Origin of the sequence: Amycolatopsis sp. cmx-11-32, from assembly GCF_047608695.1 — a bacterium.
GTDB lineage: Bacteria > Actinomycetota > Actinomycetes > Mycobacteriales > Pseudonocardiaceae > Amycolatopsis.
This window is the reverse complement of sequence record NZ_JADNQN010000016.1, coordinates 47,875-69,864: the sequence shown is the minus strand read 5'-3', so window position 1 is coordinate 69,864 and position 21,990 is coordinate 47,875. Positions and strand designations below refer to the sequence as shown.

The window sequence follows — 21,990 nt, the reverse complement described above, 5'->3', positions numbered from 1 at the left end:
CACGCGGCGAAGGGCCCTTTCGTCGCGTCACATGCGGGCATGGTTCCCTTCAGCTCGCCTACTTGAGCCAGTCGAGGTACCGGGTCGCGGCGATGCGGGCGCCGTCCTTGGTGGTGAGGACGTCGCCCACGACGGCGGAGAACATGCCCGCGGTCTCGTCGACGGTCACCGAACGCGTGTCGCCCTTGGCGGACGAGGTGATCCGGCCGGCTAGCCGAAGGGTGCTGGTTGTCGTGACGACCGGTCCGTGCCTGACCACCGCTGCCCCCAATGCCACATTGGAGACGCTCAGTGTCCCCAATGGCGCATTGGGACAGCGGTCCCGCGGTGCCGTGCCGCGTGGGCCGCCCGCCCGACCTGGGCCGAAGGCGTCCCTCGGCGGACCACGCGCTGATCGCCGCACTCCGGCACGATGGCCGCACGAGCATCGCGGACCTCGCCGCCGCGGCGGGCCTGGCACCGGCCACCGCGACCCGCCGCTTGGCAGGCCTTCGCGAGCGGGGAGTGCTGTTCTTCGACGTCGAGATCAGCGCTGCCCTGTACGGCGTGACCACCCAGGCGTTCCTCTGGATTGCCGTCCCGCCGTCGGACCTCGACGAGGTGGCGACGACTTTAACCACTCACGAGGAATTGGCCGTCGTCGTCGCCACGACCGGGCCCACGAACCTGGCCGCGCAGACGTTGTGCCCGGATCCCGCCGCGCTACACCGCTATCTCACGCACCGGCTCGGCGCACTGCGCGCGATCCACACGGTGCACACCGCGCCGGTGCTGGAAATCGTGAAGGCGGTCGGACCGCTCACGCGGTGAACCGGTCGGCGTGCTCGCTCACCCACTGCGCGAAGGTGCGGGCGGGGCGCCCGGTGATCTGTTCGATGGTGTCGACCACGGTCCTTGCCTCCTTCGGTGGATCACCGTGCCAGCCGACGACGTATTCGGCGTCCGCCACCGAGACGCCGCCGGCGAGCAGCCGATCGATCCCCTGCTGCCGGGTGATCTGGTCCAGCTCGAGGTCGCGGCCGAGGGCGGCGCCGAGGATCGCGATCCGTTCGCGAGTGGTCAGCGCTTCCGGGCCGGTCAGGTTGTAGACCTGGCCAGAGTGCCCGTCCTCCACGAGCGCGGTGGCGGCGACGGCGCCGATATCGCCCTCGTGCACCACCGCGCTGGGGAGGTCGAACGGCTCGCGGACCACACCGTCGGCGCGAACGGAGTCGATCCAGGTCAGGGAGTTGGACATGAATTCCTGCGGCTCCAGCCGCGTCCATTCCACGCCGGACTCGGCCATGGCCTGTTCCGTCGGCCCGACGTAGCCGCCCCACACGATCGTCATCCGGCGCACGCCCGCGTCGACGGCGCGCTTGACCAGTTCCGCGCCGACGTCGGCGAGTCCGGCGGTGACGGTGATGTGCAGCCGGGTGACGCCCTCGAAGGCTTCGGTCAGCGTTTCCGGCGCGGTGTGCGTGCCTTCCACCAGTTCGACCCCCGCCGGAAGCCGGGCTCCGGCGGGATTCCGGGTGAGCGCCCGGACACGTTCTCCGCGGCGGACGAGTTCGGCCACCACGTGGCGGCCGGTGTTCCCGGTGGCCCCTGTTACCAAGACGGTCATCGTTGTTCCCTTCGTTTCTCAGGAAGGTAAAAGCTCAAGTAATGTGGAGGTCAAGTGGACCGGTCGGTGAGCTAACGCAGACCCTGCTCATGGTCAGTGGCTCTACCTGTCGCCCTGCCGTACACCGCCAAGTGGCGCAACCGGCGGCGCCCAGTGGCCGGGTGACGTGTCAAGTCTTAGTTCACGGCAAAAATTAACGGAGACCGTACTTGTCCGAAACTCTTGACGCCGCCGCCTTGTCCGGTGAGGATCGGCCGGTCCCCGCCTTCCGCAGAATGGACCAGACCATGGCAAGACGTCCTCGTGCGTCGTCCCGTGCGCGCCGAAGTCCGCTCATCGCCTTGATGAGCCTCACCCTGCTCGGCGGGGCCGTGGTGGCCGCGCCGCCGGCGTGGGCGGCCGAGCAGCCGGTGATCGGGAAGCCCCCGCTCGACCGGGACGGCTGTGCCCGGATCGAGAAGGTTCTGCCGACGCTCGCCGACTGGCCGAAGGTCGAGAGCCGGTTCAAGGGCAAGGCCGGTGACGAGGCGCGGATCGCCCAGATCCTCGGGGGAATGACCCTCGAGGAGAAGGTCGGGCAGATGACACAGCCCGAGATCGCCGCCGTCACCCCCGACGAGGTCCGCCAGTACTCCATCGGCTCGGTCCTCAACGGCGGCGGTTCATGGCCGAACCAGGACAAGCACGCGTCCCAGCAGGACTGGCTGAAGCTCGCCGACTCCTATTGGGACGCCGCGAAGACCAGCCGGACGAAGATTCCGGTGATCTGGGGCATCGACGCCGTGCACGGCAACAACAACGTGTACGGCGCCACCGTCTTTCCGCACAACATCGGCCTCGGCGCGGCGCACGACCCGTGCCTGGTGCGCGACATCTCCGCGGCGACGGCCCGGCAGATCCGCGCCACCGGCCAGGACTGGGCGTTCGCGCCGACGCTGGCCGTCGTGAAGGACGACCGCTGGGGCCGCACCTACGAAGGGTTCTCCGAGGACCCTCGCATCACCCGCGCCTACGGCTACGAGGCGATCAACGGGCTCCAGGACGGATCGACCAAACGTATCGGCTACAACGGCGTCATCGGCACCGCCAAGCACTTCATCGGTGACGGCGGCACCCTCAAGGGGCAGGACCAGGGCGTCACCCCGTCGTCCGAAGCCGAGATGATCAACGTCCACGGTCAGGGCTACTACGGCGCGCTCGCGGCAGGCTCGCAGACCGTGATGGTGTCGTTCAACAGCTGGACCAACGCCGAACTCGGCATCGACGAGGGCAAGCTGCACGGCAGCGACAAGGCGCTGAACCAGATCCTCAAGGGCAAGATGGGCTTCGACGGCCTCGTCGTGTCCGACTGGAACGGCATCGGCCAGGTTCCCGGCTGCACCAACGCGTCCTGCCCGCAGGCGATCAACGCCGGCATCGACATCGTGATGGTCCCGCACGACTGGAAGGCGTTCATCACGAACACCGTCGCGCAGGTCAACGGCGGTCAGATCCCGGTATCGCGGATCGACGACGCGGTGACCCGCATCCTTCGCGTCAAACTGCGCTCGGGACTTTACGAGTCGCAGAAGCCGTCGGACCGTTCCTACGCCAACTCCGACGAAGCGTTGAAGGAGACCTGGCTGGCACGCGACGCGGCCCGCTCGTCACAGACGTTGTTGAAGAACAACGGCAACGTCCTTCCGCTGAAGCCGAAGTCGAAGGTGCTGGTGGTCGGCAAGAGCGCGGACAGCATCCAGAACCAGACCGGCGGCTGGACGCTGAGCTGGCAGGGGACCGGCAACACCAACTCCGACTTCCCGAACGCGACGTCGATCCTCGCCGGGCTCAAGCAGAACCTCGGCGACGTGAATGTCACTTTCGATGAGAAGGGTGACGCCGACCCCGCGGGCTACGACGCGGTCATCGCCGTCATCGGTGAGACCCCGTACGCGGAAGGCGTCGGAGACCTGACCCGCAAGACGCTCGAGGCCTCGAAGCTCTATCCCGAGGACCTGGCCGTGCTGGACAAGGTCCGCGGCAAGGGCGCCCCCGTCGTCACGGTCTACGTCGGCGGCCGCCCGCTGTACATGAACAAGGAGATCAACCGCTCCGACGCGTTCGTGGCGGCCTGGCTGCCCGGCACCGAAGGCGGCGGCGTCGCCGACGTGCTCGTCAAGGGCGGATTCAAGGGCGCTTTGCCGTACTCGTGGCCCAGGAGCGCGTGCCAGACGCCGTTGAACGCGGACTCGGTCGAGTACGACCCGTTGTTCAAACTGGGTTACGGCCTCAAGACCGGACAGCGCGTCACCATCGGGCAGCTGGATGAGGCTGTCGGCCCGGTGACCTGCGGGTCGACCGGTGGCGGTGGCACCGCGACCGAGGATCTCGAAGTGTTCAATCGCACGGATGTCGCGCCGTACATGGGTTTCATCGGCTCCGCGCAGAACTGGGGCGGCACCGGGATCGGCCCGGACGGCGCCGCTTCGCACGCCGAGGTCGACGTCGTCCAGTCCGATGTGAACGTCCAGCAGGACGGGCTCAAGTCGACCTGGACCGGCATCGGCCCGGCGCAGCTCTACTTCCAGAACCCGGCCGGTACCAACGATTTGCGCGGATACCTCAACGCCGACGCGGCACTGGAGTTCGACACGATCGTGCATCAGGCACCGGCCGGCCGGACGGTGATCAGCATGCACTGCGTCTACCCGTGCTTTTCCGAGGTGAACGCGACCAAGCTGTTCACCGACCTGGCGGGCGCGCCGAAGTCGACGGTGAAGATCCCGGTGTCGTGCTTCGCCAACGGGCTGGACCTGCAGAACGTCAACACACCGTTCCTGGTGTACACCGACGGGCGGTTCTCGGCCTCGTTCGCGAACGTTCGGTGGGTACCCAAGGCAGCCAAGGATCCTGACGCGAGACCGTGTTCGAGCTTGAGCTGACCTTGGGTCTCGTGGGTGGTAAAGACGGTTGGAGCCAACCGTGTCTCAGGTACGTGCCGTCCCATCAGTCATGCGAAACCACCAATTCGGTCGGGGTGGTCGTGAGTGGCGATTCGGCTCAGAACCGCGCCTCACCGCTCACGACGCGGATTCCGTAGCGGCCGGCGGACTTGCGCAGGGTGTAGCGAGTGTCCCCAATGGGGCGTTGGAGACGCTCAGCGTCTCCAACGCCCCATTGGGGACACGCCCAGCCCGTCCCTGCCGCTGTCCGACCGGGACGGACGCGCTCAAGAAGGGCGGTTCATGTCCGGGATCTCTCGATGTTCACCGGCCTGCCTTCCGAGAGCCACAGCCGGATGTACTGCCGGATCGCCTCGTCCAGCACCCAGGCGAACGGTGGCACCAGACGAGCAGGTCCGCGAAGTGGCTAGGCGTTTCCTGGTCCCGATGCTGTGGCCGCGACAAGGCCGCTGATCAGCAGATCCAAGGCCCGGGCGAAGTCCCGTTCGGGATCGGCCGCCGTCAGCACGGGTAGCGCGCGGCTGAAGTTCGGCAGGACCGCCGGGTCGATCCGCCGGAGATAGTGATCCGTCCGCTCCTGCTCGGTTTCGCCGCGGCGCTGAGTCGTGAAGCCGGCGGTTGTCAGCAGCAAGGAACCGAAGACGAGGCTGTTCAGCGCGCCCAGCGTCTGGCGGATTCCGTCGTCTTCGAAACCCGCCTCGTAGAGCGCGCCGACGAGATCGTCGATCGGTCGCAGGGCCCGCAGCGAGTTCGGATTGGCCTCGTCGGTGACCAGCGCCATCGGCACGACCGGATGCCGGGCGAGCGCGCGATAGCTGTTGAGCACGGTGACCCGTACCCTTTCCTGCCACGGTGAATCCGGATCCGCGCGTTCGATCTCGCTGTAGACGCGTTCCGCGATGCCGTCGAGGATGTCGGTCTTGTTCTGGACGTGGTTGTACAGAGCCATCGCTTCGACGCCGAGCGTCTTGGCGAGCTTGCGCATCGACAGCCCCTTGAGGCCCTCCTCGGCGGCCAAGGCGAGTGCCGCGTCCAGGACCTTCTCCCGGTTCAACGGTTCTCGTCGCGTCATCACGGGCGCCTCTCGTTTGACAGGTTTACGGTGTATCTATCATATTTACAGTGTACATATACGCTGTAAATCAGGGGGTGGCGTGAACGACGTGATCATCGTGGGCGGCGGACCGGTCGGCCTGCTGCTGGCCGGTGAGCTCCGGTTGGCCGGAGCGGATCCGCTCGTCCTGGAGGTGGCCGACGGGTCCGTTCGCCGAAACCGGAGTTTCGGATTGCGCGGTATCAACGGCCGGACCTCGCAGTCCTTGCGGCTGCGTGGCCTCACCGAGGCGTTGTCGGAGGCGCAGAGCGAGATGTACGGCGTCGCCCGAGGGCTCTCGCAGATGATGAAGGGGAATCGGGCCAGGGGGCATTTCGCGGGCCTGCCGCTGCTGGAAGACGAGGTCGAGCCTGGCGCGGTGGGCGGGTTCGTGCTCAGGCAGCATGTCGTGGAACGAATCTTCACCGGCTGGGCGACAGGGCTCGGTGTCCGGATCCACACGGGCCACGAAGTCGTCGATGTCGTTCAGGAGGACGACGCGGTCCGGGCCGTGCTCGCCGACGGTCGTTCGGAGCGGGCCGCCTATCTGGTGGGGTGCGACGGCGGTCGTAGCGTCGTGCGGAAACGGACCGGGATCGCGTTCCCCGGTACGGACGCGACGATGACCGGGCGAGTCGCCGCGGCCCAGCTCGCCGATCCCGGTGCGGTGAAGTCGTCCATGCACGGTCCCGGCGGAATGGTGCACCTGTCGCCGGTGCCGGGGGAGATCTCCACCATGGAGTTCGACGGCGGACCGGGCGACCGGGACACGCCACTGACGGCCGAGGAGATGCAAGCGAGCATCAGTCGCGCCAGCGGACTCGACGTGACGGTCACCCGGCTGGACGGCGGAATCCGCTTCAGTGACAACACGCGCCAAGCGGCCACTTATCGGCAGGGACGGGTGCTCCTGGCGGGCGACGCCGCGCACGTGCACTCGCCGATCGGTGGTCAAGGGCTGAATCTCGGTCTCCAGGACGCGATGAACCTCGGTTGGAAACTGGGCCTGGTGGCACAAGGTGCGGCGCCTGAGTCCTTGTTGGACACGTACACCGCCGAACGGCATCCCGTGGGCGAGCGCGTGCTGCGCAACACCCGGGCTCAGGTCGCCCTGATGCGTCCCGGCCCACAGATCGCCGCGCTCCGCGAGGTGCTGGAGGAGACGCTGGAGATCCCGGCGGCCAAACGGCATTTCCTCGCGATGGGCAACGGGGTCGACATCGACTACGCGCCGGACGCCACCCATCCGCTCGTCGGCCGGTTCGCTCCGCTGCCGCTGGTGTCCGAAGACGGCCGTTCGATCTTGGTGGCCGGCTCCGAAGAGATCCTGGGCGCGGTGAACGGCCGGGTCCGGACCGTCGAGACGGACTCCGAGCCGTCCTTCCTGATGCGTCCGGACGGGTATGTCGCGTGGGCCGCCTCCGGCGGTGATCCGGCTGGACTGACCGAAGCACTCCGTCTCGTTGTGGGTTCCGGTCAAGCGCGTGTATAAAGTGAAACGAGTGTTCAAAATATAACGACTGTTCAAGTTTTGGAGTGTGTCGTGGCCAACCTGTACCGCGCGTTGTTCTCCGCGAAGGGCTCGATCGCCTTCACCGCGGCGGGCTTGGTCGCGCGGATCCCGGTCCCCATGATGGGGATCGGGATCATCACCATGCTGGCTCAGACACGCGGCGACTATGGCCTCGCCGGGCTGGTCTCGGCGGCGTTCACGCTGTCCATGGCGCTGCTCGGACCGCAGGTCTCGCGGCTGGTCGATCGCCGGGGGCAGGGCCGGATCCTCCTGCCGGTGACGGGGATCAGCGTGATGGCGCTCGGCGCGCTGCTGCTCTGCGCCCGGTTCGGGGCTCCCGCCTGGACGCTGTACGTGTGCGCGATCCTCGCCGGGTTCATGCCCAGCATGGCGGCGATGGTCCGGGCCCGCTGGTCACAGCTGTACCGCGACTCGCCCCGGCTGCATACGGCGTTCGCGCTGGAATCGGTGATCGACGAACTGACGTTCGTCATCGGGCCCGCGCTGTCGGTGGCGTTGTGCACCACCGTCTTCCCCGAAGCGGGACCGCTGGTCGCCGTGGTGTTCCTCGCCGTCGGAGTGCTGCTGTTCGTCGCGCAGCGCGAGACGGAACCGCCTGTCCTGCCCACGAGCGGACCGGCCGGCCGGTCGGCGATCCGGCTGGGCGCGGTACGGGTGCTGGTGCTGACGCTGATGGCGGGCGGTGTCATCGTCGGCACGGTCGACGTCGTCAGCGTGGCTTTCGCCGAGCACGTCGGGTCCCCGGCGGCCGCGGGCATCGTCGTGTCGGTCTACGCGGTGGGCTCCGCGATCTCCGGACTGGCTTTCGGGACGGTCAAGATGACCATGGCGCCGCCCCGGTTGCTCCTGATCGGCACCGCGGGCACGGCCGCGAGTGCGGTGCCGCTGCTGATCGTGGACGGCATCGCGAGCCTGTGCGTCGTGGTCTTCGTCGCCGGATTGTTCTTCTCTCCCACGATGATCGTCGTGATGGGAATGATCGAGAAAATCGTCCCGGCCGAGAAACTGACCGAGGGGATGACCTGGGCGATCACCGGCCTCAGCATCGGGGTCGCCCTCGGTGCCGCGGTGTCGGGCGAGGCTGTCGACCGCTTCGGGCCGGACGGTGGGTTCACCGTCGCGGTCGTCGCGGGCGGTTCGATCATCCTGATCGCCCTGCTCTCGTATCCTCTGTTGAGCACCGGGGTGCGTGAGAGAGCGGAGGCGGCACGCTGAACGAACCGATCACCGACGGCCGCCTTGCCAAGGGCGAACAACGGAAACGAGAGCTGATCGAGGCCACCCTGCGCATCGTCGCGAGGGAAGGGGTGTCGGGGGTCAGCCACCGTACGGTCGCGCGCGAAGCCGGCCTCCCCGCGACGGCGGCCGCGTACCACTTCCGGGGGATCGAAGACCTGCTGACCGCCGCGCTGACCCGATGCATGGACGAAGACGCCGAGCGGATGCGCGTCCTCGCCGCGGAAACCGGCGAAGACGCCTTGCCGAAATTCGCCGCCCTGCTGGCTTGGGTGGCGAGGGAACCAGGGCATCTGCTGGCGGAGTACGAGCTGTACCTGCTGGCGGCGCGGGAGCCGAAACTCCGCGAGTCGACCGATCGCTGGATGGCGGCCTTGGCGGACTTCGCGCGACGGCACACCGACGATCCGGTGCGGGTCGAGATGCTGGTCGGGCTGGTGGACGGGTTGCTGCTGCAGGCTTTGCTGCGTGATGAACCGCCGACCACGGAACGGTTCGAGGCCATCTTGCGGGCCGCGCTGGGTTCGTGAAGGGTGATTCAGCCGAAGAAGCACGACTTTCACACCTTCCGGTACATGAAGGCCTCCCTCCTTGCGCTAGTGTCGCGTGATCCTGCTTGTTTGACGTTTGGTTTCGTTCCTCGGACGGCGATCTCGCGTGATCAGACGGCGGTTACGCGTGATCAGACGGCGATCTCGCGTGATTGGACGGCGATCTCCGGAGATCGCCGTCTGATCACGGGTAAGACCTGCAGGATCACGCGACACTTGGCGCAGGGCCCGGCAAAGTCGAGGTCTTGCAGGTCAGGCGTTATTCGTCGCGGGAACACACCGGTCGCGGAGCTTGATCAACAGAGGTTCAGGGACATGCCCCTCCGGCACACGCCCGAGCGGGGAGGATTTCGGACGTTGAACGTCCGAAATCCTCCCCGCTCGACCCTTACAGGCACTAGCGATGCCAAACCCGGACTACCATCAGCAGCGCAGACCAGCTCTGCGACTTTGCCGGGACCCTGCCGCTAGTCGCAAGGCAGGGGGGCCTTCATGTACTTCAGGCAACACGGATCCGTCGCCTCAGGTAATCGCGGGTGGTGACCAGGTCAGCCGCGGATCCGTCTGTACGAAGCTACCCAGCAGCTGATCGACCTGGGTCAGCACATCGAGGTCCAGCGCCACCCCGGACGCCTTCGCGTTCTCGGTCACCTGGGCGGCGTTGCTCGCCCCGGTCACCACCGAGGCGACGGTGTTGTGCTGCAACGTCCACGCGAGCGCCAGCTGGGCCATGGTCAGCCCGGCCTCGTCGGCGACGCCACGCAGCATGCCGACGCGTTCGAGGAGGTCGGGCAGGAGCAGCGGCCGGGCCTCGCGCGAGGTCGCGGCCCGCGAGTCCGGCGGGATGTCGCCCGGCCGGTATTTGCCGGTCAGTACGCCCTGCGCGAGGGCGACCGACGCGAACTGGCCGATCCCGGCGCGTTCGCACACCGGCATCACCTGCGCCTCGGCGACCCGCCAGAGCATCGAGTAGTGCGGCTGGTTGGCGATGAGCGGGACGCCGTGCCGATCGGCGATCGGCTTGGCCTCCAGCAACTGTTCGGCCGTCCACTCCGCGGTGCCGGCGTAGAGGATCTTCCCCTGCCGCACCAGATCCGACAGCGCGAGGAACGTCTCTTCCAGTGGGGTGCGGTAGTCGAACCGCAGCAACTGGTAGACGTCGACGTAGTCGGTGCGCAGGCGCCGCAGCGATCCGTGCAGTGACGTGGTCAGATGCTTGCGGCTGAGGCCGGCGTCGTTGACACCGGGGCCTTCGGGCCAGAACACGCCGGTGCACAGCACGAGATCGTCGCGGCGCGCGTGGGCAAGTGCCGCGGCGAGGTTCTCTTCGGCGGCACCGCCGTCCCAGGCCGCGGCGGTGTGGAAGGTCGTGATGCCCGCGTCGAGCGCGGCTTGGACGCATGCCGCGCCGTCGGGGTGCGTGAGCCAGTTGCCGTAGGAGATCTCGCTGACGGACAGCCCGCTCGCGCCGAGCCTGCGGTAGTCCATGCTCACCTCTTCCGAGCGCCGGTTTCCAGGATGGTGCGGTCGATCCATTCGTCGAGACCCGCCGCCTTGCGCGCGTAGGTCTCCCGTACCGATTCGTGCGGCAGGATCAGGAACTCCTCCGACGCCAGGCCGTGCACGACGGATTCCGCGACTTCCTCCGGTTCCAGCAGTGGTGCCGCGGCGGCGATCGCGAGCGCGGCGGGGTGCCCGGCGGCGATCCCCGGTTCCAGCAACGCGGTCCGCACCCCGAGCGGGCACAGCGCGCTGACCCGGACCCCGCGCGGCCGGTAGGTGATGGCCAGCCATTCGGCGAGCCCGACGGCCGCGTGTTTGGTCACCGAGTAGGGCGCGTCGCCAGGGGTGCCGAGCAGACCGGCTCCCGAGGCCGTGATCAGCAGGTATCCCTGACCACGGCTCAACATCGCGGGGAGCGCGACCTGCGCGGCGTGCACATGCTGCATGACGTTGATCGCCCACGACTTCGACCATTGTTCGTCGGCGGCGTGCACGCCCGTCCCGAACGCGGCGCCGGCGTTGGAACAGAACAGGTCCACCGGCCCGAATTCCGTCCGCGCCTCGGTCACCAGCATCTTCAAGTCCTCTTTGGACGATGCGTCGGCGTGGCGCGCGATCGCGGCACCGCCCGAGGCCGTGATTCCGGCGGCGACCTTCTCGGCCGCGTCGAGATCGAGGTCGGAGACCACCACTCCGGCGGCGCCCTCGGCGGCGAACCGCCGGGCCATCGCGGCACCGATACCGTGTGCCGCGCCGGTCAGCACGACGACTCGTCCTGTCACTTCCACATGCGCTCCATGGTTATTGTTTCTGCTTTCGATGACGATTCGCCTGTTTTGTTACGCCGGTGAGCGACGCGGTGTCAAAATCTGGAATGCGAGTGATAAAAGTGCAGGTCAAAGGCTTGTTCTGGCGTTGTCGACATATTTGTTTCCGGCGCCGGACTTTAGCACGCGTTCCCTTGTTTTCCGAGTTTTCATGCGGGAGTATTGCGCTCTCTGCGGCAAGTAGGTTATTTCTTGGGAATCCCGCTGAAGATCGCCGAACCCGGCGAGGTTCGACCAGCCCCAGCCGAACAGGAGGTCCGCCGGTGAGTCTTGCGACGGCGCGCACGCGGGTACTGGGCGTCAACCCGCTCGGACGTCCGGATGCCGGACTGGCGGCCGCCGTCGCCAGGGGAGGTGGCCTCGGCGTACTGGACCTCGCGGGCAAGGGGTCCATAGTGGACGGAGGGTTCCCTTTCGGTATCCGGATCCCCGAGGACCGCCACGTGCGGTCCGAAGAGGTACGGGAGAGCGGCGCGGGGCTCGTCCTGCTGGCCGAAGGGGCAGTTTGGCAGGGCAGGGCCGACGTCCCCGTGCTGGCCGAGGTGACCGGTGTCGAGCAGGCCGTCCGGATGCTCGGCACCGGCGCCTCTGGTCTGGTCGCGAAAGGCTCCGAAGCAGGCGGCTCGGACCTCACCACGTTCGTCCTGCTGCAGCGGTTGCTGGAGCGGTTCGGTGAGGACGTCCCGGTGTGGGCGTACGGCGGCATCGGGCCGCGGACGGCGGTGGCCGCGATCACGGGAGGCGCGGCAGGCGTGGTGCTCGATGGACTCGGCCTGTTCCCGGAGGCCGACGTGCCCGAGGCGAAGAGGAACGAACTCGCCAGGGCCGACGATGGACTCGCGAAGTTGTTCGAGAATCGCTTCGAGGACGCGGAAAGCGCTGTCCGATCGGTCGTGCGCTCACTCGCCACGCCGCCGTCGGCGAGTCCCCTTGACCAAGGCGCCCGGCTGTGCCGGACGTTGGGGACCCGCCTCCCGGTCGTGCAGGGACCGATGACGCGGGTGAGTGACCAACCCGGTTTCGCCGCCGCCGTCGCCGCGCACGACGGGTTCCCGTTCGTCGCGGTGGCCACCGCGAACGGCGCCAAGACCGCCGAACTGCTCGGCCGCACCGCCGAAGCGCTCGGCGAACGGCCATGGGGCGCGGGCATCCTCGGCTTCGTCCCGGAGGCCCTGCGCGCCGAACAACTCGCGGCGGTCCGGGCCGCGCGCCCGCGCTGCGTGCTGATCGCGGGCGGGAAGCCCGCGCAGGCCAAGGCACTCGAAGCCGACGGGATCGCGACCTTCCTGCATGTGCCGTCGCCGATCCTGCTGCGGCAGTTCCTCGACGCCGGGATCCGCCGGTTCGTCTTCGAGGGCGCCGAATGCGGTGGACACGTCGGCCCGCGGTCGAGTTTCGTGCTGTGGGAGCAGCAACTGGACGTCTTGGGTGAACACGGCGCCAAGGACGTCGAAGTGTTGTTCGCGGGCGGTGTGCACGACGCCCGGTCCGCCGCCATGGTCGCCGCGATGGCGGAGACACTGGAGGGCGGCGGGATCGGTGTCCTGATGGGCACCGCGTACCTGTTCACCGAGGAAGCCGTGGCCCACGGCGCCATCACCGAGGTCTTCCAGGACCGGGTGCTCGGCGCCGGGTCCACGGTCACCCTGGAGACCGCGCCCGGACATCTCACCCGCTGCCTGCCCAGCCCGTACACCGACGAGTTCGCCGCGCTGAAGGCCGGGCTCCACGCGGACGGTGTCCCGCCGCAGGAGAGCTGGCAACGGCTGGAGGAGCTGAACACCGGACGGCTGCGGATCGCGAGCAAGGGGATCCGGCGCGACGGAGACGCTCTCGTCGAGGTGGACGCCGATGGTCAGCTCGCCGAGGGTATGTACATGGCTGGACAGGTGACGGTTCTGCGGGAACAGGGCACCGATATCGCCACGTTGCACCGCGAAGTCACCGAGGGTGCGGCTGAACTGCTCGCCTCCCGCGCGCTACCCGAAGAATCCGTTGTGGACGGTGACGTCGCCATTGTCGGCATGGCTTGTGTGTTTCCCGGGGCCCCCGACCTCCCGGCCTTCTGGTCCAACGTCCTGCGCGGCGCGGACGCCGTCACCGAGGTGCCGGATCAGCGCTGGGACAAGCAGGTCTACGCGGATCAGTCGACGTCCAAGTGGGGCGGTTTCCTGCCACCGGTGGACTTCGATCCGCTCGCGTACGGCATTCCCCCGAAGTCGATGGGCAGTATCGACCCCGCCCAGCTGGTGTCGTTGCAGACCGCGCGGCGCGCGCTGGAAGACGCGGGCTACGGCGACGGCGGTTTCGACCGTGAGCGCACCAGCGTCATCTTCGGCGCCGAAGCCGGGGGTGACCTGGCGAACGCCGGGGTCCTGCGCGCGCTGCTGCCCAGCTATCTCGAAGACGTCCCGGAAGAACTGCTCGCGCAGTTGCCGGAACTGACCGAGGACTCGTTCCCCGGTACACTCGCCAACGTCATCTCCGGCCGGATCGCCAACCGGCTCGACCTCGGCGGCACCAACTACACCGTGGACGCCGCGTGCGGCTCCTCACTGGCGGCGCTGGACCTCGCGGTGAAGGAACTGCGGGCGGGCACGAGCGCGATGGTCCTGTGCGGTGCGGTCGACCTGCACAACGGCGTCAACGACTACCTCATGTTCACCTCCGCGGGCGCGCTGTCGCCGACCGGCCGGTGTCGTCCGTTCGACGCGGCGGCGGACGGGATCGCGCTCGGCGAGGGCGTGGCGTGCCTCGTGCTCAAGCGGCGGGCCGACGCCGAACGTGACGGCGACCGGGTCTACGCCGTGGTCAAGGGTGTCGGCGCCGCCAGCGACGGCAAGGCGCTCGGCCTCACCGCGCCCCGGCCCGAGGGACAACGGCGAGCGCTCGAACGGGCCTACCGCGACGCCGGGGTGTCCCCGGCGGACGTCTCGCTGGTGGAGGCGCACGGCACCGGCACGGTCGTCGGCGACGCCACCGAACTGACCACGCTCACCGAGTTCTTCCTCGACGCGGGAGCCGAGGCAGGCACGTGCGCGCTGGGTTCGGTGAAAAGCCAGATCGGGCACACGAAATGCGCCGCGGGACTGGCGGGCCTGATGAAGGCGGCGCTGGCGCTGTGGCACGAGGTCGTGCCGCCCACGCTGCACCTGAGCAGGCCGAACCCCGCCTGGGACGCCCAGAGCAGTCCCTTCACCTTCTCCACCGGTGCCCGGCCGTCGCCGGTTCCACCCGGACGTGAGTTCGCGGGCGTGAGCGCGTTCGGGTTCGGTGGGACCAATTTCCACGCGGTGCTGGCCGCACCGGGAGTGCCGCCCGCCCGGCGGCACGGGCCGCGCGACTGGGACGCCGAGCTGGTCATGGTCCGCGGTTCCGATGTGGACGGTGCCCGCGCCGCGTTGCGCGAGCTCCTGTCGATGAACAAAGGTCGTCCGCTGCGGGAAATCGCCGCTCTCGCCGCCGAGCGGGGCAGGCCGGAGCCAGTGCGGCTCGCGGTCGTCGCGAGTGATCTCGCGGAACTGTGCGAGGCCGCCGAGAACGGGGGCGGGCTCACCGCGGGGAACACCGACTCCGGTGCGGTCGCGTTCCTGTTTCCCGGGCAGGGCAGTCAACGGACCGGCATGCTGACGGACCTGTTCGTGCACTTCCCGGAACTGGCCGACGTCCTGCGGCTCGCCCCCGACGTCGCCGCGACCACGTTCCCGTCGCGTGCCTTCGCCGAGGAAACACGCGCGGCGCGGGATGAGGCGCTCAAGGACACGCGGGTCGCGCAGCCCGCGCTCGGGCTCGTCGAGTCGGCCGTGTGCCGGTTGCTCGCCGACCTCGGCGTCCGGCCGGATCTGTTGGCGGGCCACAGCTACGGCGAACTGGCCGCGCTGTCGGTCGCCGGTGCCTTCGACACCCCGACCCTGGTGGCACTCAGCCGGGCCAGGGCCCGCTCGATCGCCGAGGTCGCGGGCAGCGACCCGGGGGCGATGGCCGCGGTGAAGGCGTCCCGCGAGGAACTGGCCGCCGCCCTCGACCGGTCCGACGTCGTGCTGGCCAACCACAACGCACCCGGGCAGACCGTCCTTTCCGGACCGACCGCGGCCATCGAAGACGCCGTCCGCGCGCTGCGGGAGCAGGGGATCGGGGCCAAGCGGATCCCCGTCGCCTGCGCCTTCCACAGCCCGCTGGTGGCCGGGGCGAGTGACGTGTTCGCCGTCGACCTCGACAACGCCGAGATCGACGAGCCGGGCTTGCCGGTGTGGTCGAACCGCACCGCCCGGCCCTACGAGCCCGGGAAGGTGCGCGCCGAACTGGCCGATCAGATCGGATCGCCGGTGCGCTTCGTCGATCTGATCGAGGACATGTACGCGGCGGGCGCGCGCACGTTCGTCGAGGCGGGCCCAGGGCAGGTGCTTTCCCGGCTCGCCGAGGACATCCTCGGCGACCGGCCGCACACCGTGATCGCCTGTGATCCCGGTGGCCCAGGCCTGCGAGGGTTCCTCACCGCGCTCGCGCGTTTGGCGCTCACGGGCGTCGACGTGCGCACCGAACGGCTCTTCCGTGGCCGAGTTCGCGTCGGCCCGCTTCCCACGCCGGCTTGGACCGTGGACGGCCAGACCGTCCGCGCGCCCGGTGGCGAGGTCCCCGCCCATGGGCTCGTGCCCGCCCGACGAATCCCGAGGACGACCATGAACCAGCCCGCGCCCGGTCGTGACCAGGCCGTCGTCGAATTCCTCCGCACCAGCCGCGAACTGCTGGCCGCGCAGCGGGACGTGATGCTGGGGTACCTCGGCACCGCGCCCCTCGCCGCCGCACCGGCACCGGCCCCGGTCGCACCGGTGCTGCTTCCCCCGGTCGAGGCCCCGGCGGTGATCGTGCCCGTCATCGCGCCGGAGCCCGTCGCCGAGACCGCCGTCACGGACGTCCTGGCCACCGTCATCGGCGCGATCAGCGAACGCACCGGCTACCCGGCCGAGATGATCGACGACGATCTCGACCTCGAAGCGGATCTTTCCATCGACTCGATCAAACGCACCGAAATCGCGGGCTCGCTGCTGGCGAAACTCGGCCTCTCCGGACGGGTGCACGACGACGCCCAGGACCAGCTCAGCCGCGACCGGACGGCGAGCGCGCTCGCCGCACGGCTGCGGAAGTGGCTCGAACCGGCGGCTCCGGTCGCCGTGACACCGGCCCCCGCCGAGGCTCCGGCAGGCCGCGCGCCCGGCCGGTACCTGCTCAGCCGGGTAGCCGCGCCGCTCGGGACACCCGACCTCGCCCGGGTGGGCGGCAAGAGCATCGCGGTGAGTTTCGAACCCGGTCAGGAGGAGTTGGCCGAGTCGGTCCGCGCGGTGTTCGCCGAGGCGGGCGCCGTACCGGGAGCGCTGGACGACACGGACATCCTGCTCGTGCTGAATCCGTTGTCGGAAAACGAAGAACCGGCCGCGACGCAGGTCTTCTCCTTGCTCAAAGGTGCCAAGGGCGCGGTGATCGTGGTCGCGAGGCCGGGGGCCGGGCACACCGCCGGGCTGCGTGGCCTTGTCCGCGCCGCGGCGCGGGAACGGAGCGAGCCGACGAGACTGGTCGAACTGGAGTCCACGGTGGACCTCGCGCGGATAGCGCTGGAGGAGGCGATCGCCGAAGGGCCCGCCGCCGTTCGGTACGACACCGCCGGTCGCGCCGCTTTCGAGCCGTCCGCGGGCTCTCTCGGTTCGGTCGCCTACGCGGGCGCGGGTCCCGGCGGTGGCGAGACCACCGCACTCGGGCTCGGGCCGGATTCGGTGTTGCTGCTGATCGGTGGTGCTCGCGGGATCACCGCGCGGGCGGCGGTCGCGCTGGCGGCGAGCGGCTGCCGGATCGAACTGGCCGGGCGCACCCCGTGGCCCGCCGAACCCGGCGACGAGGACTTGCCCGGCGACGCGCCGGGAATGCGGTCGGCCTTGGCCGCGCGCGGCGGTTCGCTGGTGGACATCGAACGCCGGGTGCGTACCGTGCTGGCCCAGCGTGAGATCGCCAGGACGCTCGACCAGATCACCGCGGCCGGTGGTACCGCGGCCTACCGGTCGCTCGACGTGCGGGACGGCGCCGCGGTCCGGCAGGTGGTCAAAGACCTGCACACCCGCTACGGGCGCATCGACGGTGTCGTCCACGCGGCCGGGGTGATCGACGACAAGCTGATGGCGGACAAGGACGAGCACTCGTTCCGTACGGTTTACGGGACCAAAGTGGACGGTGCCCGCGCGTTGCTCGACGCTTTGGAGCACTTCGGCGTGCGGCCCGGGTTCGTGGCCTTCTTCGGCAGTATCGCCGCCGTACTGGGCAACCGGGGCCAGACCGACTACGCGGCGGCGAACGACGCACTGGAGACCCTTGGTGAGCAGTGGGCGGACCGCACCGGCTGCCGGGCGCTGACCGTCCATTGGGGACCGTGGGCGCCGTCGGACGACCACGCCGGCATGGTGTCACCGGAACTGGCGCGCGAGTACGAACGCCGGGAGGTCGCGCTGATCGACCCGGACGAAGGCACCGCCGCCCTCTTGCGTGAACTGGCCTACGGCCCGGCCGATGTCCGCTCGGTGCTGTACACGGCATCGCTGTGGTGAATCAGGAGCCGGTCGCGATCGTCGGCATGGGCGTGTTCCTCCCCGGATCGTCCACTGTGGACGAGTACTGGCGGAACATCGTCTCCGGTACCGACGCGATCACCGAGATCCCGCCGCACCGCTGGGACCCGAGCTTCCACGACGGTGACGGTCGCACCCCCGACCGCACCTACGGGCGGCGCGGCGGGTTCGTCGCCGACAGCCTGGACTTCGACGCGACGGGTCTCGGCATCGCCCCCAGTTCGGTCGCCGGGATGGAGCCCGACCAGCTGGTCGCGCTGGCCGTCGCCGCTTCCGCGGTCGACGACGCGGGCGGCCTGCGGCGGCTGGGCGATCTCGAACGCGTGGGCGTGATCCTCGGCAGGGGCGGCTATCTGTCGCCCGGGCTCCAGCGGTTCGACCAGCGGGTCCGGTCGGTCCGGCAGATCACCGGCGCCGTCCGGGAACTGCTCCCGTCGGCGCGGCCGGAGATGCTCGACAAGCTGCGGGACGCGTTGCTGGAACCGCTCGGCGAGTTCCGGCCCGACACCGCGATCGGGCTGGTGCCGAACCTCGCCGCGTCACGGGTGGCCAACCGCTTGGACCTCGGCGGCCCCGCGTACACGGTGGACGCCGCCTGCGCTTCTTCGCTGCTCGCCGTGGATCAGGCGATCGGTGAACTCGTCCGGCGCCGCTGCGACGTCGTGCTGGCGGGTGGGGTGCACCATTGCCATGACGACACGCTCTGGTCGATGTTCACCCAGCTCGGCGCTCTGTCCCCGAGCCAGCGGATCAGCCCGTTCTCGCGGGAGGCGGACGGTTTGCTGATCGGCGAGGGCACGGCGATCGTCGTGCTGAAACGGTTCTACGACGCGCGCCGCGACGGCGACCGGGTCTACGCGGTGCTGCGCGGGTCCGGGACGTCCAGCGACGGCAAGGGCGCTAGCCTGCTCAGCCCGGCCGTGGCGGGCCAGACCCTGGCACTGCGCCGCGCGTGGGCGTCGGCGGGCCTCGATCCCACCGCACCCGGCGCACTCGGCCTGCTGGAAGCACACGGGACCGCGACGCCGATCGGGGACGCGGCCGAACTGGCCACGCTCGCCGAGGTGTTCGGCCCGCCGGATGGACCGCGTGCGGCGATCGGCGCGGTGAAGGCGATGATCGGGCACACCATGCCCACCGCCGGTGCCGCCGGCCTGATCAAGGCGGCGCTCGCGCTGCACCACGCCGTCCTGCCGCCCACCCTGAACTGCGCCGATCCGAGTCCGCTGCTGGACAAGACCCGGTTCCGGACCTTGGCGACGGCCGAGCGATGGTTCGCCGGTGACGTGCCACGCCGGGCGGCGGTCAACGCCTTCGGTTTCGGCGGCGTCAACGCGCATGTGGTGCTGGAAGAGGCCGACCCGGCGCCCACGCGTCCGCGCCGGGCGAAGGTGACCGAGGAGCCGGAGCGGATCCTGTTGCTCGCGGCGTCCACTCCGGACGAACTGCGCGCGCTGCTGGACGGCCCGGACCCGGAATCCGGCGGACGGGGCCCGTGCCGCATCGGGATCGTCGGACCGACCGAAAAGCGGCTCGAAGTCGCGCGAAGGGTGCTCGCCAAGGTCGCGGCGGAGGGCAAGTCCTGGCACGGACCCAACGACATCTGGTGCAGTACGGCGCCTTTGCTGGAGCAGGACGGCGCGAAGACCGCGTTCGTCTACCCGGGGCTGGAGGCGGACGCGGAACCGCGCTGCGCCGACGTCGCCCGGCACTTCGGCCTGGAGCGGCCCGAGTGGTCGACGACGAGTGTCCTGTCCCGAGCGTCGAGTGTGTCCCAGGTCGGGCTGCTGCTCGACACCGCGCTACGGCGGCTCGCCATCACCCCGGACCTGCTCGCCGGGCACAGCGTCGGCGAGTGGACCGCGATGCAGGCCGCCGGGATGTACCCGAGTCGGTCCACAGAAGACATGTTGAGCCGGTACTGGCCGCGGGGATTCACCCTGCCCGACGCCGAATTCCTGGTACTCGGCTGTTCCGCGGAACGAGCGTCCGCGCTGCTCGCCGCCGAGCCGGAATTGATGATCTCCCACGAGAACGCGCCACGGCAGACGATCGTATGCGGTGACCCGGCGGCCGCGGCCCGGCTCGCCCGCCTGTGCACCCAGCACGGCGTCGTCGCACGGACGCTGCCGTTCCGGTCCGGGTTCCACACCCCGCTGATGCGCTCCCGGCTCGGACCGTTCACCCTGCTCGCGGCGGAACTGGACTTGAAGACACCGCGGATCCCGGTCTGGTCGGCGACCACGGCCCGGCCGTATCCCGAGGACCCGGTGGAGGTCCGCGAGCTGTACCTGGCCCACCTGGTGCGCAAGGTCCGGTTCCGGGAACTCATCGACGCGCTCCACGCCGACGGCGCCCGCGTTTTCGTGCAGGCGGGTGCCGGTCAGGTCGGTTCGTTCGTGGCCGACACGCTGGGGGAGCGGCCGCATCTGGTCATCGCGGCGTCGTCCGGCACGAAGCCCGGTCTCGCCCAGCTGCGCCGGGTGGCCACCGCGGTCTGGGTGGAGGGTGGGCGGCCCGCGTTCGACGTACTGGAGCCGCGCCGCACCCGGATCGACACGGCGGGCGGCCTGCTCTCGGTCGACGGCGACGCCAAGGGCATGTTCGACGACACGGTTCCCGAACTGGCCGACGGCGTGCCGGACGCGATCGTCGCCGAGTTCACCGCGCTGCTCGCCGAGACCAGGCAGGCCGCCGCGAGTGTCGTCAACGCGGCCGCCCGGCGCACCGACGAGTCCACTGTGGACGTCTCGCTCGCGGCGATGCCGTACTTGGCGGATCACCGCTTCTTCCGTCAACGCGGGGACTGGCCCGATGAAGCGGACTTCCGCCCCACCGTCCCCGCCACGACGCTGGTCGACCTCGCCTGCCGGGCGGCGGAACGGGCCTGGCCGGGGATGATCGCGACCGGCGTGCGCAACGCGGCCTTCTCCCGGTGGCTGATCGCCGCCCCCGCGCGGCGCGTGCCGCTTTCGATGACCCGTGAGGGCGACCGGATCAGTGTCCAAATCGGACCGCACGCCAGTATGGACGTCCAGCTGACATCGCGGTATCCCACGGCTCCCCGGCCGTCCCCGCTGCCTGGACCGGAAACCGCGCCCCCGCTGAGCGCCGCCGAGATCTACTCGCGCCGTGAGATGTTCCACGGCCCCGCGTACCGAGGGCTCGCCAGGCTCACCGGGCTCGGCGAACGGCACATCCGCGGCGACCTCGTCGTGCCGACGGCGCCCGGCGCGCTGCTGGACAACGTCGGACAGCTGCTGGGCTGCTGGCTGATGGCCACCAAGGCGGACGCGCTGCTGGCGTTCCCGACGTCGATGGGCCGGATCACCTGGTACGGCCCGGAACCGGCGCCGGGCACGTCGCTCCAGTGCGTCGTCCGGGTCCGGCTGCCGCGGCCGGACGTGCTGGAGATGGACGCCGAACTGGTGCGCGACGGCGCCGTACTGGCCCGGATCGAACAATGGCGGGACATCCGGTTCCCGTGCGACCGGCCCGCTCACCGGGTCTACGCCTTCCCTGACCGGTACCGGCTTTCCGAGGACCACCCCGGTGGCTGGACGCTGGTCACCGACCGGTGGCCGAGCCCGGCCGCGCGCGACATCTACGCCGGCGTCCACCTCGGTTCGGCGGAACGCGCCGAATTCGCCGCCTGCGCGCCCCGACGGCAGCGCGGCTGGCTGCTGGAACGGATCGCGATCAAGGACGCCGTGCGCGCGAAACTCGGGCTGGACGGCGTTTACCCGGCCGAAATCCGGGTCAGCGCCGACGGGACCACGGTGACCGGTCTTCACGGCCGGGAACTGCCGGACCTGGCGGTGGCCGTCGCGACGATCAAAGACGTGGCGGTCGCCCTCGTCCGGGAACGGGGCGCGACGCCGCCCCGGATCGCGATCCGGGCCGAGGGTGATTCGGCCGGGCTGGCCGAGGAGATCGGCGCGGGGATGGAGTTCGCCGGGATACCGGGGCACGTGGTGGCCTGGAACCGCGGGTAGGAACGGTGGGCGGAGCTGAGATGTCCTTGGGCAAAGGACCAGACGCGTGGACCCGCCCTGCCCGCCCGCCGGACGTGGTCTCCCTGGCCGCG

12 protein-coding genes are annotated in these 21,990 nt (G+C 69.7%); 7 read left to right on the top strand and 5 right to left on the bottom strand.

The window, feature by feature from the left end; translation table 11 throughout:
* Positions 1 to 58: 58 nt before the first annotated feature.
* On the bottom strand, positions 59 to 259 hold the full coding sequence (locus ACM6LR_RS34405; protein ID WP_414945272.1) for a hypothetical protein: 201 nt from the start codon (positions 257 to 259) through the stop codon (positions 59 to 61).
* A 41-nt stretch (positions 260 to 300) separates the two neighbouring features.
* Here ACM6LR_RS34405 and ACM6LR_RS34400 point away from each other — a divergent pair, with 41 nt between their 5' ends.
* Complete coding sequence (locus tag ACM6LR_RS34400; protein WP_414940256.1) at positions 301 to 810, top strand: Lrp/AsnC family transcriptional regulator; 510 nt, start codon at positions 301 to 303, stop codon at positions 808 to 810.
* Here ACM6LR_RS34400 and ACM6LR_RS34395 read toward each other — a convergent pair.
* The gene (locus ACM6LR_RS34395; RefSeq protein WP_414940257.1) at positions 800 to 1,606 is read right to left on the bottom strand and encodes an NmrA family NAD(P)-binding protein; all 807 of its coding nucleotides are present in this window, start codon (positions 1,604 to 1,606) and stop codon (positions 800 to 802) included. The genes ACM6LR_RS34400 and ACM6LR_RS34395 overlap by 11 nt on opposite strands.
* 344 nt (positions 1,607 to 1,950) lie before the next feature.
* Between ACM6LR_RS34395 and ACM6LR_RS34390 the strand changes: the two genes are divergently transcribed.
* The gene (locus tag ACM6LR_RS34390; RefSeq protein WP_414945304.1) at positions 1,951 to 4,527 is read left to right on the top strand and encodes a glycoside hydrolase family 3 protein; all 2,577 of its coding nucleotides are present in this window, start codon (positions 1,951 to 1,953) and stop codon (positions 4,525 to 4,527) included.
* A 427-nt stretch (positions 4,528 to 4,954) separates the two neighbouring features.
* On the opposite strand, the gene ACM6LR_RS34385 is transcribed toward ACM6LR_RS34390, so the two are convergent.
* Entirely contained in the window at positions 4,955 to 5,620 is a 666-nt protein-coding gene (locus ACM6LR_RS34385) for a TetR/AcrR family transcriptional regulator C-terminal domain-containing protein (RefSeq protein ID WP_414945271.1), read from the bottom strand.
* 82 nt (positions 5,621 to 5,702) lie between these two features.
* Here ACM6LR_RS34385 and ACM6LR_RS34380 point away from each other — a divergent pair, with 82 nt between their 5' ends.
* From ACM6LR_RS34380 to ACM6LR_RS34370, 3 genes are read left to right on the top strand one after another with little or no spacing between them, the layout of a single operon-like run.
* Entirely contained in the window at positions 5,703 to 7,133 is a 1,431-nt protein-coding gene (locus tag ACM6LR_RS34380) for an FAD-dependent monooxygenase (protein WP_414945270.1), read from the top strand.
* 51 nt (positions 7,134 to 7,184) lie between these two features.
* Positions 7,185 to 8,390: an MFS transporter gene (locus ACM6LR_RS34375; RefSeq protein WP_414940261.1), complete on the top strand. Its 1,206-nt coding sequence runs from the start codon at positions 7,185 to 7,187 to the stop codon at positions 8,388 to 8,390.
* Positions 8,387 to 8,941, top strand: coding sequence for a TetR/AcrR family transcriptional regulator (locus tag ACM6LR_RS34370; protein WP_414945303.1), 555 nt, complete (start codon positions 8,387 to 8,389; stop codon positions 8,939 to 8,941). Before ACM6LR_RS34375 ends, ACM6LR_RS34370 begins: the two co-directional genes overlap by 4 nt.
* A gap of 543 nt (positions 8,942 to 9,484) precedes the next feature.
* Here ACM6LR_RS34370 and ACM6LR_RS34365 read toward each other — a convergent pair.
* Entirely contained in the window at positions 9,485 to 10,450 is a 966-nt protein-coding gene (locus tag ACM6LR_RS34365; RefSeq protein ID WP_414940262.1) for an aldo/keto reductase, read from the bottom strand.
* A gap of 2 nt (positions 10,451 to 10,452) precedes the next feature.
* Positions 10,453 to 11,253 carry an SDR family oxidoreductase gene (locus ACM6LR_RS34360; protein ID WP_414940263.1) on the bottom strand — a complete coding sequence of 267 codons (801 nt, stop codon included), beginning with the start codon at positions 11,251 to 11,253 and terminating at the stop codon, positions 10,453 to 10,455.
* 302 nt (positions 11,254 to 11,555) lie between these two features.
* Here ACM6LR_RS34360 and ACM6LR_RS34355 point away from each other — a divergent pair, with 302 nt between their 5' ends.
* Together ACM6LR_RS34355 and ACM6LR_RS34350 are read left to right on the top strand one after the other, a co-directional pair.
* On the top strand, positions 11,556 to 17,882 hold the full coding sequence (locus ACM6LR_RS34355; protein WP_414945269.1) for an SDR family NAD(P)-dependent oxidoreductase: 6,327 nt from the start codon (positions 11,556 to 11,558) through the stop codon (positions 17,880 to 17,882).
* Entirely contained in the window at positions 17,876 to 21,898 is a 4,023-nt protein-coding gene (locus ACM6LR_RS34350) for a beta-ketoacyl synthase N-terminal-like domain-containing protein (protein WP_414945268.1), read from the top strand. Before ACM6LR_RS34355 ends, ACM6LR_RS34350 begins: the two co-directional genes overlap by 7 nt.
* Positions 21,899 to 21,990: the final 92 nt, after the last annotated feature.